This window comes from Gimesia algae, assembly GCF_007746795.1.
GTDB classification, from domain to species: domain Bacteria; phylum Planctomycetota; class Planctomycetia; order Planctomycetales; family Planctomycetaceae; genus Gimesia; species Gimesia algae.
This window is the reverse complement of record NZ_CP036343.1, coordinates 886,482-903,935: the sequence shown is the minus strand read 5'-3', so window position 1 is coordinate 903,935 and position 17,454 is coordinate 886,482. Positions and strand designations below refer to the sequence as shown.

10 protein-coding genes are annotated in these 17,454 nt (G+C 49.8%); all 10 read left to right on the top strand.

Annotation, left to right across the window (positions count from 1 at the left end; translation table 11 throughout):
• Positions 1–27 precede the first annotated feature (27 nt).
• The 10 genes from Pan161_RS03265 to Pan161_RS03220 all read left to right on the top strand — a co-directional run bounded on the left by Pan161_RS03265 (position 28) and on the right by Pan161_RS03220 (position 17,416).
• Positions 28–600 (top strand): TadE/TadG family type IV pilus assembly protein, encoded by a 573-nt coding sequence (locus Pan161_RS03265; RefSeq protein WP_145224163.1) that lies wholly within the window; start codon positions 28–30, stop codon positions 598–600.
• Between the two features lie 59 nt (positions 601–659).
• Positions 660–2,456: a vWA domain-containing protein gene (locus Pan161_RS03260; RefSeq protein ID WP_145224162.1), complete on the top strand. Its 1,797-nt coding sequence runs from the start codon at positions 660–662 to the stop codon at positions 2,454–2,456.
• Positions 2,457–2,875: 419 nt separating this feature from the next.
• On the top strand, positions 2,876–8,044 hold the full coding sequence (locus Pan161_RS03255) for a DUF1549 domain-containing protein (RefSeq protein WP_145224161.1): 5,169 nt from the start codon (positions 2,876–2,878) through the stop codon (positions 8,042–8,044).
• Positions 8,045–8,121: 77 nt separating this feature from the next.
• Positions 8,122–9,591 (top strand): DUF1501 domain-containing protein, encoded by a 1,470-nt coding sequence (locus Pan161_RS03250; RefSeq protein ID WP_145224160.1) that lies wholly within the window; start codon positions 8,122–8,124, stop codon positions 9,589–9,591.
• A gap of 159 nt (positions 9,592–9,750) precedes the next feature.
• Complete coding sequence (locus Pan161_RS03245) at positions 9,751–10,836, top strand: DNA alkylation repair protein (protein WP_145224159.1); 1,086 nt, start codon at positions 9,751–9,753, stop codon at positions 10,834–10,836.
• A gap of 298 nt (positions 10,837–11,134) precedes the next feature.
• Positions 11,135–13,303 (top strand): outer membrane protein assembly factor BamB family protein, encoded by a 2,169-nt coding sequence (locus tag Pan161_RS03240; protein WP_145224158.1) that lies wholly within the window; start codon positions 11,135–11,137, stop codon positions 13,301–13,303.
• 107 nt (positions 13,304–13,410) lie between these two features.
• Entirely contained in the window at positions 13,411–14,193 is a 783-nt protein-coding gene (locus Pan161_RS03235; protein ID WP_232103605.1) for an SIMPL domain-containing protein, read from the top strand.
• 29 nt (positions 14,194–14,222) lie between these two features.
• Entirely contained in the window at positions 14,223–15,266 is a 1,044-nt protein-coding gene (locus tag Pan161_RS03230) for a prenyltransferase/squalene oxidase repeat-containing protein (RefSeq protein ID WP_145224156.1), read from the top strand.
• A 172-nt stretch (positions 15,267–15,438) separates the two neighbouring features.
• Positions 15,439–16,464, top strand: coding sequence for an AAA family ATPase (locus Pan161_RS03225; protein ID WP_145232487.1), 1,026 nt, complete (start codon positions 15,439–15,441; stop codon positions 16,462–16,464).
• The gene (locus Pan161_RS03220; RefSeq protein ID WP_197995673.1) at positions 16,442–17,416 is read left to right on the top strand and encodes a DUF58 domain-containing protein; all 975 of its coding nucleotides are present in this window, start codon (positions 16,442–16,444) and stop codon (positions 17,414–17,416) included. Before Pan161_RS03225 ends, Pan161_RS03220 begins: the two co-directional genes overlap by 23 nt.
• Positions 17,417–17,454 lie beyond the last annotated feature (38 nt).

Below are 17,454 nucleotides of genomic sequence, written 5' to 3'. Positions count from 1 at the left end.
CAAGCAATCGCCTGCAGGAGCAAATTTATGCAAGTCATGCAAAAACAGAGAAGGCAGTCCGTCATTTCAAAGCAAAGCCGCCGCGGAGTCGCAGCGGTTGAATTTGCATTAATTGCGCCAGTTTTTCTGGCGTTACTTCTGGGTATGGTGGCAGTGCGAAAGGCCGTTCACACCACGACTGTCATGGACGCTGCCCTGGCCCAGGCAGGCCGTCTGGCTTCGATGGACGCCGGTTTAAAGCTTCCCGCTGGTAAGACTCTGAATGACAAAATCATTCTGGATGTCCGCAATTTTCTGCGTGCATCAGGAATTGAAAATGATGAAACCAATCTGGTGGTCACAATTACCCATGCGGAAGATGAAAACGGGGTTCCTTTAGATCCCATGCCCAATCCTCCCAGCACAGGGACTGATTTTGATTTAAGTAATTCCGACAACCGAAACAGGTTATTTCGAATTGGGATTGAGATTCCCGAAGGCGCTTCGAATTCCACGTTGTCAGATATTATGAACCTGGAAGGTTCGATGGCCAAACCAATGAGTGGTGATCCTGTCTGGGATCTGATTTTGAATAACGGTACGACTAAGATCGTCAACTAGAAACGCACAATTTACTTAAGTGTCTGTGGCTCTAATTCGAGAGTACAAGAGGGGGAAACATGAGACAACTGCAACAACTGAAAGATGAGGAAACCAGTTCCCCGCACGACCAGAGTCGTCGCGGTGCGTTCATGGTAATGGCAGCGCCATTCCTCGTCGCAACCATGGGCTTCATGGCGTTTGGTATCGACATCGCTGTGATCACAATGACCAAGACCAGGATGCGGAATGCCGTCGAAGCGGCTGCGCTGGCTGCGGCGCAGCAGATTACTGATGCCGTCCAGACGACGGCTGATGGAATCGGTGGCAGCGACAATGTCAGCAGCGATGTGCAGGATGCGAATTCCATTGCCGTCGAAACTGCCAGAGCCGTTGCTGAGAAAGTCGCTCGGTTGAATGGGGTCTATATTGATCCTGAGACCGATGTCGAGTTCGGGAAACGCTACCAGGACAGCTCCGGAACATTTCACATGGTCTGGGGCGAAAACGCCAAGCCATATAATGTGGTGAAAGTCACGGCCCGTAAAGATAATGCTACCGAGGGACAGCCTGACTCACGTCTACAGTTGTTCTTTGCTGGTTTCATGAGTGAGAAAACAGCCGCTGTGACAACTTCCGCAATCGCGTTTATTGAAGCACGCGATATTGTACTCGTACTCGACTATTCAGGTTCAATGAGTTACGACAGTGAATTTGATGCAATGTCTTCTTATCGCCTGGGGAAATCAGCCGTCGAAGCCAATCTGGATGATATCTGGGATACTTTAGTTGCTTCCGGGGCGACTTATTCCGATACCGGAAATCTGAAATTTCCGGCAACGGGTTACGGCAAAATTGATTCTGCCGTAGGAAAGTATATCAGTTCGACGAATGATGATTATATTTTCAGGTCGCTGGATCTGGACGAAGTTGACTCCAGTGGTAATTTGAAATACCCCTTCCCTCAGGAAGGCAAGAACTACTATGGTAATTTGAATGGGGAGCCTTCTGGTAACACGAATAAAAATCTGTGGAAAAAATATATTAAGTGGGTTCGCTCTGACGGGACTGTCAAGAATTACGGGTACCGCAAAAAATATGGGTATCGTACTTTGATGGGATATCTGATTGAACAACGCAAGTTGAACAGCCAGTCTGAAGATCTGTGGCGGGCTCCTATTTATCCGTTCCATGCGATGAAAGAAGGCGTGACGCTGTTTACCCAGTTCCTCAGCGGGCTGGAGTTCGGCGATCATATCGGGCTGGTGACTTACGATGATACGTCACGGGTTCAATCTGTTTTAAATGAACAGGGGATTTCTGAGTCTGTTGATCTGGGGGATGATCTGATTACCAATCAATATTCCGATATTGATGCGATCCAGAGACACAAGCAGGCTTCTCACTACGCTCCTTACACTGGTATGGGTTATGGGATTAAGGATGCAAAAGAGTTACTGCAGTCCCACGGCCGCGCTGGTGCTCGCCCTACCATCCTGGTCATGACCGACGGGAATGCAAACCGCTCGCCTTCGGGCTGGTCACTGCCGGGAAGCTGGGACTGGGATGATGTGACCGATTTCGATGATGATGGTCAGTCTGACTACTCCACCAATGATCGGGATAAACAGTATGCGTTCTGGCAGGCTGTGGAAGCAGCCAACCTGGGGTATACGGTTCACACCATGACCGTGGGTGAAGGAGCTGATCGCAGCTTGATGCAGGCCATGGCCAAAGCGTGCAATGGTATCTGGATTGATGCCCCCGGTGGCGCAACGATTGAAGACATGAAGTCACAGTTACTGACTGCCTTCGGTAAGATTGCCGCCAATGTTCCTCCAGCGAAATTACTGGCGGATCCGGAAAGTGATTATTAAGAGAACGAATTTGTTGATTCGTGCCTGCTTGGGTTGATTTTCTACCTGAGTGAGAGGGGTAGCTGGAAACGGCTACCCCTTTTTTGTTCCGGGAGTTAGTTCATAAACAATCTTACGTAAAGGCCATTGGGCGCAGTTGCTTAGTGGGAAATCTTCTAAAAATTTTTGAAAAACAGGAAATTCTCATCGACGAGGAATTAGGATGTATTCATAATAGTATATATCAATGCAGTCGAATATTAAGTTACTGACTGAGGAACAGTCAGAGTTAAACTTATCCTTCCACTACTCTCACCCTGGTTGATTTTTGCTCTGAAACAATGAGCCCTCTCAAAATCAATAAGGGGCAATGAGAAGAAACTGTCTTCTCATCACCAGAGTTATTTTAACTTAGGTTTGCCACAAGGGGGTTGAGGTTCATGTCCTGCGACAAGATCCGTACCATTGCTTTTTTCAAGGCCGTGCTCTGCGCCAGTTCTATTTTCTGTCTGACTACTGCGCATGTTTCTGCAGCTGAGAAACCAATCAGCTTTTATCAGCAGATCAGGCCTATCCTGCAGGCACAGTGTGCCGGTTGCCACCATCCGCGAAATCCCGAAGGGGAATATGTCGTCACCGAGTTCTCCCATTTTCTCAAAGGGGGAGAAAGTGAAACAAAAGCGATTGTGCCCGGTAAGCCGGATGAAAGCTATCTGGTCAAACTGATCACACCTAATGGCAATGAAGCGGAAATGCCGAAAGCAAAAACGCCTCTGTCTCAGGATCAGATCAACCTGGTGCGCTTATGGATTCAACAGGGAGCCCGCAATGATTCGCCGGCAAAGGTGGAGTATCGTTTCACTCAGGAGCACCCGCCAACCTATTCCTCACCCCCGGTCATTACTTCTTTGGCTTATTCACCCGATGGCAAAATTCTGGCCGTCGCCGGGTTTCATGAAGTGATTTTACATGCTGCTGAAGGTGATCAGATTCTGGCCCGTTTGATTGGAAAGTCACAACGCATCGAATCGGTCCAGTTTTCACCAGATGGGAAATATCTGACAGTCACAGGCGGGACTCCCGCGGAACGGGGAGAGGTTCAGATCTGGGATCTGGCAACCAAAACGCTGAAGAAGTCAATTCCACTCACCTACGATACCCTCTACGGTGCCAGCTGGTCTCCTGATGGAAAGCTTCTGGCTTTTGGCTGTAGTGACAATACCGTCCGCGTGATTGAGGTTGAAACCGGAAAAGAAGTCCTGTATCAGAATGCCCACTACGACTGGGTTCTGGATACCGTTTTTTCCAAGGATGGCAGCCATCTGATTTCTGTCAGCCGGGATCGCACAACGAAACTGACGGAACTGAAAACACAGCGGTTCATCGATAATATTACTTCGATTACCCCCAAGGCTCTGACGGGCGGACTGGCTGCCATCGATCGGCATCCGACACAGGATACAGTGCTGGTCGGCGGAGCGGATGGTGTGCCCAAACTGTATCATGTCTTTCGGCAGTCAAAACGGGTGATTGGAGATGATGCAAATCTGGTACGCCAGTTCCCTGCTCTGAAGGGGCGTATTTTTGGTGTGGATATTCATCCTGGTGGCAAGCAACTGGTCGCTGTCAGCAGTCTGAATCATACTGGTGAACTGAAAGTGTTCGATTTTGATATCGCTGACAAGTTTTCAGATGATCTGGTGAAAATTCTCTCCGAGCGGGTCGCATCAAGATCTGCAGCAGATAAGAAACAGATCGAGGAGATTCGGAATAAAGGGGTAAAAGTTGTCAGTGAAGTCAAAATTCCAGAATCCGGTTTATACACGGTCTGCTACCATCCGGATGGTGAAGTCATTGCGACTGCCGGGCAGGACGGCCAGGTACGCCTGTATGAAGCGAAAACAGGAACGTTGAAAAAATCCTTTGTACCAGTTCCTTTGCAACAGGCTGGTTCTCTGGTTGCGGCTAAGCCAGCAGGAAAACAGAAAGTTTCCGGGAAACAGAAAAGGCAGCTTGTTGTCGTTGATATCAATGAGAAGAAACTCCCCGCCGAATCGTTCAGCAATACTGATCCATTGGTGAAACTGGAAGTCCAGCCTGCAGAAACCACGATTGCTCAGAAATACGATACCGTTCAGTTTCTGGTGACCGGCTATACCAAATCCGGTGCTAAGACAGATTTGACTCGTCTGGCGCAGATGTCGCTCAAGGGAAAAGAGATCATTAATGTCTCTCCCCGCGGACTGGTCAGGGCGTTGAAACCAGGAACCGCAGAAGTTCAATTCAGTCTGCACGGCCAACAGGCAACTGCGAAAATCAGGGTTGCAGACTTCCCGAACAGTTACAGTCCTGACTACTGGCGGGACGTGGCGCCGGCGTTTACAAAAATGGGGTGCAATTCCGGCTTATGTCACGGTGCAAATAAAGGGAAAGATGGATTTAAACTTTCTCTGAGAGGGACTGATGATCTGTTTGACCTGCGTGCCTTTACAGACGATCTCAAATCACGACGTGTGAATTTAGCCGCACCGGAACAGAGTCTGATTCTGCTGAAAGCAATTGCCGAAGTACCTCACAAGGGAGGCCAGGTGGCTCTTCCCGGAGACGCACATTATGAGATTGTTTCCTCCTGGATTAAAGAGGGCACACCGCTCAAACGGGATGCGCCTCGCGTCGCCAGCATCAAGGTCGTGCCTGAAAATCCGGTTGTGCCGCGCGCAGGACTGCTCCAGCAGTTCCGGGTTCTGGCAACATATGATAATGGAGAGATCCGCGATGTGACCTCCGATGCCTTTATCGATTGCAGCAACATTGAAATTGCCAAAATGCATCACGGCGGGATCGCTGAAGTGCTCCGCCGAGGCGAAGCCCCCCTGCTCGCCCGCTATGAGGGCAAGTATGCGGCGACGACGGTCACCGTCATGGGAGATCGCTCTGAGTTTGCCTGGAAACAGCTACCTGTTTTTAACTACATCGACGAGTTGGTAGATCAGAAACTCAAAAAAACGAAGACTTTGCCTTCTGATTTGTGTTCAGACACTGAGTTTATCCGTCGGATCTATATCGATCTGACAGGATTACCACCCACGATTGATGATGTGAAAGCATTTCTTGCCGATAAACGCGAGTCTCGTACCAAACGCAACGAGTTGATCGATCGTTTACTGGGCAGCCAGGAATATGTGGAACACTGGACGAATAAATGGGCTGACCTGCTGCAGGTCAATCGCAAGTACCTGGGGACAGAAGGTTCTCAACTGTTCCACGACTGGATCCGCAAATCAATAGACAAGAATGTACCTTACGACAAGTTTGTCTACAGCATTCTGTCCGCTTCGGGTTCCAATAAAGAAGTACCTGCGGCTTCGTATTTCAAGATTCATCGTACTCCCGAAGATACGATGGAAAATACGACACATCTGTTTCTGTCGATCCGCTTCAACTGCAATAAGTGCCACGATCATCCCTTTGAACGCTGGACTCAGGATCAATATTACGAAACGTCGGCTTTCTTCGCGCAGTATGATTTAAAGAACGCCCCGGAAAGCAAAGGTCGCACGATTGGTGGAACTGCCGTCGAAGGACGTAAGCCTTTGTTTGAAGTGGTGTACGATAAAAAAGACGGAGAGATGATTCACGAACGAACCGGTGCCAAAACACCTCCGGAATTTCCCTACCCTGCCGAGTTTAAAGTGACTGGCAAAGTGAAAGAGGAGCTCTCACGTCGTGAAAAACTGGCACGCTGGATTACCTCCCGGGACAATCAGTACTTTGCCAAAGCGTATGCGAATCGCATCTGGGGTTATCTGACGGGTACCGGTCTGATCGAGCCGATTGATGATATCCGGGCTGGAAATCCGCCTTCGAATCCGGAATTACTGGATCGATTAACGGCTGATTTTCTAAAGCATGATTTTGATATTCGACACATGATGCGCGTGATCTGTCAGTCACGGACTTATCAGTTATCGATCGAATCCAACGAGTGGAATCAGGATGACAACATCAATTTCTCGCACGCCAAAGCACGGCGTCTGCCTGCAGAAGTTTTATATGATGCCTTGTGTCGTGTAACGGGATCACAGTCAAATATTCCCGGAGTTCCCGCCGGTACGCGTGCTGCTGAACTGCCCGACGTCGGTTTTGAATTGAAGAGTGACTTCCTGGCAAAGTTCGGGCGTGCACAACGCGAGAGCCCCTGTGAGTGCGAGCGGTCATCCAGCGTAGAACTGGGGCCGGTGATGGCTTTGATCAGTGGCCCGACGGTGGGAAATGCGATCAGCGATCCCAATAATGCCATCAGTAAACTGGTCCAGACCGAAAAAGACGACCCGGCTCTGATTAACTCACTCTTCCTGCGGGTATTAAATCGCCCCGCTTCACCCGAGGAAACGCAGGCAGGAGTCAAGCTGATTCAACAACAGATTAAGAGTGAGGATGAGTCACTGAAAAAACGGCTGGCTGCCTATGAAAAAGGATTAAAGCCGGAGGTGATTCAGCAGGAAAACCAGCGCGTACAGAATATTCAGGCAGCGCAACAGAAAGTAGCAGAGTTTGAGAAAGCGATTGCGCCACGCGAAGCCTTCCTTAACAAGGAACAGCAGGTGCGCACGGCTAAATTGCAGAAAGCATTGTCCGCCTATCAGAGTTCGATTCAGGACAAGATCGCCGCCTGGGAAAAACAGGAAGCGAAAGGCACCAACTGGACTCCCATCAAGTCTGTCACGGTTAAAGCCACGAATGAAGCAACTCTGGAACCACAGAAAGATCTGTCTCTGCTGGCGAAGGGGAAAAATGGGAAAGGGAATTATGAAATTGTCACCGAAACCAGTCTGAAAAATCTCTCGGCAGTCCGGCTGGAAGTGCTGACGGATGATTCGCTTCCCAGGAAAGGTCCCGGGCGTTCGACAGATGGAAATTTCGTATTGACTGAATTCGAAGTTTACGCGGCTCCGAAATCAAAGCCGGATCAGAAAACTAAACTCACGCTGTTGAATGCTCAGGCTGATTTCAGTCAAAATGGCTATGCGATTGCCACGGCCATTGACGGCAAGCTTGCTCCACAAGGAAATGGCTGGGCGGTTTCACCACAAATCGGAAAACCACATGTGGCCAGTTTTGATATTCGGTCGAAGCTTCTCACTGATGATCAGGGAACCATTCTGACATTTGTCATGAAACAGGAGTTCAACAGCAATAGCCATTCGATTGGCCGTTTCCGCCTGTCGATCACGGACAGCATCGGACCGACCACCCTCGATCAGCATCCCAAGGATATTCAGAATATTCTGGCTAAGGGGGGAAAGAAACGAAATGCTGCTGAGAAAAAGAAACTGCAGGAATATTACAGCAAAGCCGACAGTCAGTTGCAGTCGATGATCAAAGCAGTGGCCGACAGTAAGCAACCGCGTCCGACCGACCCGGTTCTGGTCCAATACCGTAATCATCTGCAGGCCATGTTGGAGGTAAAGCCGGTTGATCGGATGCTGACGCGACTGCGCAGTGATGTGCAATTGAGTGCCGAACAGCTCAAACATCATCGTCTGATTGCCGCGCAGGACCTGACCTGGGCTTTGATTAACAGCCCTGCGTTCCTGTTTAATCATTAAGAGCTATACGAAAGACCGTTTTAAACATAGAATACAAAACTGAAACTGCTCTCAAACCGAAGTGAGGAGATACTGAAATGCTGATCATTCCCGGTCAACCAGGCAAGGAAGTATGTGAGTCTCGAAATCAAATTTCACGACGCGATCTGTTACGGGTTGGTGGTTCCGGCATGATGGGGATGGGACTGGGTTCCATGCTGCAACTGCAGGAAGCGGCTGCCAACAGTAATGAAGGTGGTGGTCCAGGCTGGGCCAAAGCCAAGAGCGTGATTCTGATCTTTCTGCAGGGCGGACCCAGTCATCTCGATTTGTGGGATCCCAAAGAAAACGTACCCGATAACGTACGCAGCGTGTTTAACCCCATCTCCACGAAACTGCCTGGAGTGCAGTTTACCGAACTGCTTCCCAATCTGGCTCAGAATAACGACAAGTTCACGATGATCCGCTCGATGAGCTACACACCCAAAGGGCTCTTCAATCATACCGCGGCCATCTATCAGATGTTAACCGGCTACACGACCGATAAGGTCAGCCCTTCAGGTCAGCTGGAACCACCCACACCCAAGGACTTCCCGAACTTTGGTTCCAATATTATCCGTCTGCAGCCTCCACAGGTTTCCATGTTACCATTCGTGATGCTGCCACGTCCTCTGCAGGAAAGTAATGTGGTCGGTAAAGCGGGTACCGCAGGCTTCCTGGGACGTGCTTATGATCCTTACTATCTGTATCCCCCCGGAGACGATATGGATATGAACAAGATGGATAAGATCAGCGTGGATGATCTGAAGCTGCGACCGGATGTGTATACATCTCGTTTACAGCGTCGGGCCAGCCTGCGAGATACAATTAACAAAGGTATGCCTCAGCTCAATAAGGCGGTCGAAGACTACAAGCTCGATAAATATTACACGCGTGCTCTGGATCTGGTGATTTCCGGACGCGCCCGTGATGCGTTTTCCCTGGATCAGGAATCGGACGCCGTCCGTGATCAATATGGTCGCAATACGTTCGGGCAGAGTCTGTTGCTGGCAAGACGCCTGGTTGAAGCGGGAACGCGCGTGGTGGAAGTGGTCTGGCCAAAGGTCGCCAATTCCAATAACCATTCCTGGGACGTCCATAGTGGTTTGACCAATCGTCTGAAAAATCAGTCGGCTCCCATGTTCGATCAGGGACTGGCCAGTCTGATTTCTGATTTATACGACCGTGGTACATTGGATGAGACCCTGGTCGTAGCTGTGGGTGAATTCGGACGCAGCCCGCAACGCGGCGTCAGTACTTCAGGAAACTCGAACAGTGATGACGGTCGTGATCACTGGCCTTACTGTTACACTTCCCTGCTCGCAGGGGCCGGCATTAAACGGGGCTACGTGCATGGCGAATCGGACAAAACCGGTTCCAGCCCGCGCAAAGATCCCGTCCATCCCCGCGAGCTGTTGGCAACGATTTACCATTCGTTCGGAATTAATCCGGAAACGATTGTGTATAACCATCTGAATCAGCCACGCGAACTGGTGAAAGCCCAGGCTGTTACCAAACTGATGGGGTAACAGACCCATAACATCTTTTTCATTCAGGCCCACCTGCCAACTGAGACAGGTGGGCCTGTTTTGTTTGTAGAGCGGTAATGAAAAGAGTACGATACGCGGCGAACTGTTCAGTTCGAAAGTTTTACTGGGAAATATAATCTGATCTGAAGTACGATATTCATGCCTGAACCGCTGAAAGACCGCTATGATGAAGTCTATCTCAATCGTCTGATTGAGGAACTCTCCCGCCATTCGCCACGCTTTCCACGAAAGCGTATGCTGCAGTTTGTATTTGACGAACAATGGGAACAGCGCGAACTCAAACAGCGGATGCGGCATATTACGCATGCATTGCACGAGTTTCTGCCAAAAGATTATGGGACAGCACTCAGTGTATTAGAGCAGTCTGCCCCCGCTTTCGGCGGCTTTGAGGCGATGTTCTTCCCTGACTTTGTCGAAGTCTATGGTCAGGCCGACTGGGATCGTTCCCTGCACGCGCTGGAGCATTTCACAAAGTATTCCAGCAGTGAATTTGCGGTCCGCCCGTTTATTATACAGGATCAGCAGCGCATGGTCCGCCAGTTAAAGCGCTGGGCAGCGTCGTCCGATCATCATGTCCGCAGACTGGCTTCTGAGGGGAGTCGTCCCCGCTTGCCCTGGGCGATGGCTTTACCTGCCTTTAAACAGAATCCTGTACCCGTATTGCCGATCCTGAATCGGTTGAAAGCCGATCCCAGCGAGTATGTCAGGCGGAGTGTCGCCAATCATCTGAATGACATTTCCAAGGATCATCCCGATGTCGTACTTTCGCTCGCGGAGCAGTGGCTCAAAGGAAAACAGGAAACACGCTGGATTGTGAAGCACGGCTGTCGGACATTATTAAAACAGGGAGATCCGCAGACGCTGGCTCTGTTCGGATATCGCAAACCGGAGGATCTCAGAATCAGAAAGTTTCAACTCCGACCGCCTGTTATCAATATGGGAGAACAGGTGGAGTTTGAGTTTGAACTGGTTTCGCGTACAACGGCACTGGGGCAAATTCGCGTGGAGTATGCTGTTGAATTTGTGAGGCTGAAGGGAACATCGACCCGTAAAGTATTTAAGATTTCGGAAGGTGTATACCCTGAGCATTCCAGATTGTATCGGTCAAAGCATTCCTTCAAACCCATTTCCACACGCAACTATTATCCCGGCACCCATCGTCTGGCGATTATTGTTAATGGTCATCAGTTGAAGCAGGCAGAATTTGAGTTGCAGGATCACTGACAGGCAGACATTTCCTGGGACGTGTTGAATGACGTTGGGATTCTTAAAAATGAAAAGTTGTTAAAATAATGAAAAGCAACGAATTAGTCCTTGAACTTCCGAATGTGATATGGTGTACAATGATGACATAGTCTTTTGATCGCAGAGATGAGCGAGAGAAGAATCAGAAAAACAGCGAATTATGTAAAAACCGGGAACTCCTGTCACCCCACAAACATCCTGGTTATGTTCTTATACATCGCGCCAATACAATTAATTTCAACAAGGAAACAGGCCATTCATCGGCTAAGGATGGGTAATGTTATCTATAGGTGCGCACGTGAAACACTTCAATCTGAATTCCGTCTGGACTCAATGCATTGTCTGGTCGGGAGTGTTCTTTCTCTTCTGCCACGGGGATCAGGCTGAAGCACAACAGGTTATTCTGTTGAATAATGCTGTGGTGGTTCAGGATGCGATGGCGGCTAACGGTACTTCTCCCCACAAAATGCCGGGGTTCAGCATCTCGGTTGATGAGAAAAAGCTAAACCTGCTGGAAGATTACGAACGCTATATCCGGCATCGGATGTGGGAGAAAGCGTTGTCATCGTTAAAGGAACTTTCAGAGACGAAATCCACCTCACGATTATTGCCTACGAAAGACGGTTTTCTCATTGATGCAGAAGATCGTATCTTTCAGGCGTTGGCTTCTTTGCCGCCAGAAGGTCGAGAAGCCTTTCGACTGTTTTTTGACGGCAAAGCCCGAAAACAGTTTGAAGACCTCACCGTTTCAGGAAGACTGGTGACTCCCCAGGCGACAGCAGAAGCCAGAAAAGTATTTTCCCAGTACTTTTTGACGTCCATCGGCGATGATGTCGCTGATCTGCTGGGCAATGATGCATTCGAACAGGGGCAGTTCCCGCAGGCAGCACGTTACTGGCGTGCGGTACTGGACCATCATCCTGATTCCAATCTTTCCGAAATTGACCTCAACGTCAAATACGCGCTCGCACTGATACGTCACGGGCAAACCGAACAGGCTGCTGCGACGATTCAACTCATCGCACAACAGTATTCCGACCAGAAGGTGACGTTAGGAGGCGCCTCGGTCGATCCGGTATTGTATCTTAAATCTCTCCTGCCCGCTGATTCCGAAAAAAGTATCAGCAACTCTCTGGCGACAACAGTGCTTTCGAATCGAATTTCCAAGCCACTTAAGATGTCAGCCAAACAGATTCAACCCCGTTGGCAGGTCACCTATCTGGATCAGACGGCAGAACAGGCGATCGTGAATTCGCAATCAGACTACTATGGACGTGGGAAATCATATCAGACTTTTGTCCCGCCGATGGCCGTGGATGACAAACGGGCGTATTTTAATTTTTACGGGATCTGTTTTGGAGTCGATCTGCAGACCGGTAAGCTGGTGTGGCGGAACTCGAAGTTCAAGGACCTCGGCACGAATTTCAATAACTACAGTTTTCATCAGTCATCCAATTTGAAGCAGTACCACATTACGGTGGATGGTGATTACGTTCTGGCAACGTTGATCCCACAGAAAGAGATGAACCGCTATCGTGCGGCTTATCGATTGATTGCCTATCATCGTGATTCAGGGAAACAGCTTTGGATGTACAGTCTGGCGACTGAGAGTTTTATCTCAAAACCGCTCGTCGATGGCGAACACATTTATGTGATCTCACACAAGCAGAATAATAAATTATTGACACTGAACTGCCTGCAATTGAAAACCGGGAAGAAAGAATGGTCAATTCCCCTGGGGAGTGTGGTTGCCGGAAATTCATCGAACGGAATGACCATCATGCCAATTCCGATTCTAAGGAAGACGGGAGACAGCCTGTTAATATTAACGAATAATGGCGCCCTGTTTGAAGTCAGCATTCCCACCAGAACCATCAACTGGGCATTTCGGTATCCCTACAATGTCGATCTGTCCAATACCAATAATTACAACGCGGTGGTTGATGAAGCGGTCCAGTTGCATTCTGAAGGTCAGATGCTGCGGGATCAGAATCAGGTTTATTTCAAAGAAGCGGGCATGGATGAAGTCTATGCTCTGGATCTGGCAGCAAAAAAATTACTCTGGAAACGCCCGATCAAAAAATCAGCTCAGTTGGTGGGCATTGATCAGAAGAATGTCTATCTCATGTCTCGCGAGTTGGAAGCAATTGACCGTAAGTCGCATGAATTGAACTGGGCAGTCAAGTTACCCGTTGCCGCCGGAGGCATGAGTGCCCTGCTCGACCCGGAGCAGCTATGGATCTTTACCAGTCGGGGGATTTTTGAGATTTCCAAGACAAATGGCGACATTCTCGGGATCTATCGAGGGCAAGATCTGACTTCTCTGGGAGGCTCGATCGATTTCAGGCAGGGACTCGTACTGTGTGTCTCAAATCAGGCTGTGACGGCCTACCCGGTGACTTTTCCCGATTCACCAGAACAGAAGTCAAAACCCAAAAATCAATAAGAAACTTCTTTAACGCTTAAAATACGGAATTATTTATGAGTGGTCTGTCCCGATTTATACAACGATCTCCCCTGTTTTCTCTAGTGGTACTCTGCTGCTGGGGAACCATGACAATTCCAGCTTCAGCGGGCGAAAACGAAGGCATCACGGTGATGGGGCTGGGTAGCGTGGATGCCAAACCTGACGTTGTTGAGTTAACAGGCCTGGTCATCGGCCAGGGGCAGCTGGCGGGTGATGCGGTCACCAAATTTCATGGGAATCGCAGGCGCGCTGAAACCGCCTTCAAAAACCTGAAGATCCCCGGCCTGGAAGTCGTTGAGGAAGGCATGTCCCTTTACTCTTCTTTGAATGCGAGTCAGATCCAGGCAATGATGCGGGGCATGGCAGTCAATAATTCCGATTCCCAGGAGTTGTCTGTCTCCGAAACGCTCAAACTGCGCGTGACCGGAATTGATAAGTTAAATTCTCAGGAACTGCTGGAAACCATAGTGCGAATTGTTGATTCCGGGAAAGATGCGGGCGTGGTTATTGGCAATGACACCACGCCTGCAGTACCGGGTTCGTATAACTCGTCAAAAGCCCGCAATACGATGGCGACTTTCAAAGTGACGAAGGTGAAAGAACTGAAAGAAGCCGCCTTCGAACAGGCGATCAAGAATGCCCGGGATCAGGCCGAAAAACTCGCAAAACTGACAGGCGTCAAGCTGGGGAAAGTGATCGCCATTGATGGAGCGGGACATGCCCAGGAAGGTACAGCCGCGATTTACAGGCAGCTCGTTACCCGATATGTGTCTGCATCCGGGTTTAATCATAGTGAAGAACAAGGTTCAGACATGATGAAGGAAATCCCGATTGCCGTAACGGTTCGGGTGACTTATTCCATTGAATAATCGTCAGTGATTTCAAGGACGGGCGTCTTATGAAAATTAATCAGTTGTTGACAGGCTGTGTACTGTGTCTGATGTTGATCACCAGGCCAGCCGAAATGCATGCAGAAGAAATTCTACCTAAACACATGACGCCTGCTGCCGTCAAATCGATTGAGCGTGGTCTGGCCTACCTGGCGAAACAACAGACCGCTGGAGGCAGCTTTCAGACCACTCAGGATGGCAGTACGTACCCGGTTTCCATGACCTCGCTGGCTGGCATTGCTTTTCTGGCCAACGGGAATACTTCCAGTCGCGGCCCCTATGCCGATCAGGTTCGCAAAGCGACCGAATATGTTTTAAGTCAGGCCCAGGGAAATGGACTGATCGCTGCAGGAGCAGAAAATGGACGCCCGATGTATGGTCATGGTTTCTCTTTATTGTTTCTGTCCAGCGTGTATGGCATGGAAACGGACGCGAAAGTGCGCGATCGGATTGCCAAAGTGGTCAAGGACGGAATTCAGTTAACGGCTTCCGGGCAGAGTAATAGGGGAGGCTGGATTTATACCCCCGGCGGTGGTGATGAAGGAAGTGTGACTGTCACCCAGATGCAGGGACTCCGCGCGGCACACAATGCCGGTTTTACCGTGCCCAAAACTACGATTCAGAATGCAGTTCGCTACCTGGAACTCTGCCAGACTCCCGAAGGGGGGATTCGTTACTCCTACAGCTCTGGCAACGATACCCGACTGCCGATTTCCGCGGCTGCCATTACCTGTCTGTATTCCGCGGGAGAATATGAATCGCCGCTGGCAGAAGAATGTATGGAATACGTCTATGGTCAGTTCAAGAACCGGAAAAACGGATTTCAATCGGGACATTATTTTTATCTGAACCTGTATGCTGCCCAGGCGTTTTATCAGGCAGGCGATGAATACTGGGATGCCTATTTTCCCGGACAGCGGGACAGTCTGATCAAATCACAGACATCGAATGGCAGCTGGAACGGAGATGGGATCGGTCCTGTTTTCGGCACCAGTGTGGCGCTGATCGTATTACAACTGCCTTATAAATATTTACCAATTTATCAACGCTGATTTTCTAGAGCGTATCACATTTAACAATAGCGTCGTTCAATCTAATATACTCGTCTCAAATGGCCTTAGAGACGCTACAGTAAAACTGGACACAGTCTAACGAATATAACCGGTCCTCTCAGGCTGGTAGAACAGGGAGTGAATCTTGTCAGAGATTAAAACAGCACCAGACATGGTTGCACTGGAAAAACTGAAAGTGGCCCAGGAACGCATCCGCGAACAGATTCGTACCGTCGTGATCGGTCAGGACGATGTCGTAGAACAGTTGCTCGTCAGTATTCTGGCGGGCGGACATTGTATTCTGGAAGGCGTTCCCGGTCTGGCAAAGACGCTGCTGGTTTCGACGCTCGCCAAAAGCCTGTCATTGGATTTCGGGCGGATTCAGTTTACTCCCGACCTGATGCCCGCAGATATTACCGGGACTGACGTAATCTACGAAGATCGTCAAAGCGGGACCCGGGAATTCAAATTCATTGAAGGCCCGATCTTCACCAACCTGCTGCTGGCTGACGAAATTAACCGTACGCCTCCCAAAACCCAGGCGGCATTACTGCAGGGGATGCAGGAAAAGAATATCTCTGCGGGAACGAAACATTACCAGCTCCCCCGCCCGTTTTTTGTACTGGCAACGCAGAACCCGATTGAACAGGAAGGGACCTATCCCCTGCCTGAAGCGCAGCTGGACCGCTTCCTGATGAAGATTATCGTCAAGTATCCGACGCGTGATGAAGAACGGCAGATTTATAAAGCGGTCACAGGCGATGATCAGGTGGAGCCGGAATCGACGTTGACCGGGGAAGAAGTTCTGGAGTTGCAGCATCTGGTACGCCGAGTACCGATCAGTGATTTTCTGGTCGATTACACGATGGACCTGATCCGGGCCACACGTCGGGATGGTGACGATGCGCCTGAGTTCATCAATCGCTGGGTGTTGTGGGGCGCCGGACCGCGTGGCGGTCAGTCGCTGATTCTCGCAGCGAAAGCACGTGCCGCCCTCTATGGTCGTCCTGAAGTCACGGTGGAAGACCTGCAGGCTGTCGCGAAGGCAGTCTTAAGACATCGGATTGTGTTGTCTTACAATGCCGAGTCCGAAGGACAGACTCCCGATACCGTGATCGAGAAGCTGATTGAAGAAACACCATTACAACAGAGTGCCGCCGGAAAGGATGGACAGTATGAACGAATACTTAAATCCTGAAATTATCGGGCGGATCGCGGGGATCGGATTCAAAACAAAACAGCCCGTTGAAGGCTCGATTGCCGGCCTGCATCGCAGCCCCCTGCATGGGTTGTCTCCTGAATTTGCGGACTACCGCAGTTATACACCCGGCGATGATCTGAAAAATCTGGACTGGAAAGCCTACGCCCGTTCGGACCGTTTCTATATCAAACGATTCGAAGAAGAATCCAACCTGCGCGCGGTATTCATTGTCGATTCTTCCTCTTCGATGGCTTATGGCGGACCTGAGTATTCGAAATACGATTGTGCGGCCACGATTGCCGTCTCCCTGTCGGCCGTGTTATTAAAACAGCGGGATGCGGTCGGTCTGGCGATTCTGAACGACCATGTACAGGAAGATCTGCGAACCGGGAGTACGCCTTCCCATCTCTCGAAGTTCATCGAAGTGCTGCAGCAGGTGGAACTGGCGGGAGAAACGGATATCGGACCTGCGGTCTCCCAGGTCGCCGACCAGATTCATCGCCGCGGTGTGGTGTTTGTACTCTCAGATTTATTAACGCCTCTGGATCGATTTTACGAGTCGCTGGGGAAACTGCAGCACGCCGGGCATGAAGTGATTATCCTGCATATTCTGCATCGAGATGAAGTCGAGATGCCATTCAAGGATTCAGTCATCTTTAAAGACATCGAAGGCGAAGAAGAGATCTTTGCCGAGCCCTGGGCGTTTCATAAAGCCTACCAGGCGGCCATGGAACAGTTCATTCAGGAAACACGTCAGCGCTGTCAATATTGTGGCATCGATTATCTGCAGGTGTTGACGGATCAAAATCTGGGAATTGTGTTGAGCAGTTATTTGCACAATCGTCAGTTCGCGGGGGCAAAAACACATCGTGGCAGAATGTCTGCATTAGGGGGATCTTCTCGCGATGACTCGCCCGAAGAAACTGTATCGCAGAACCCTGCCACCTGATTTAAAGCAACCCTCCTGACAGAAAGAAGAATTCGAAA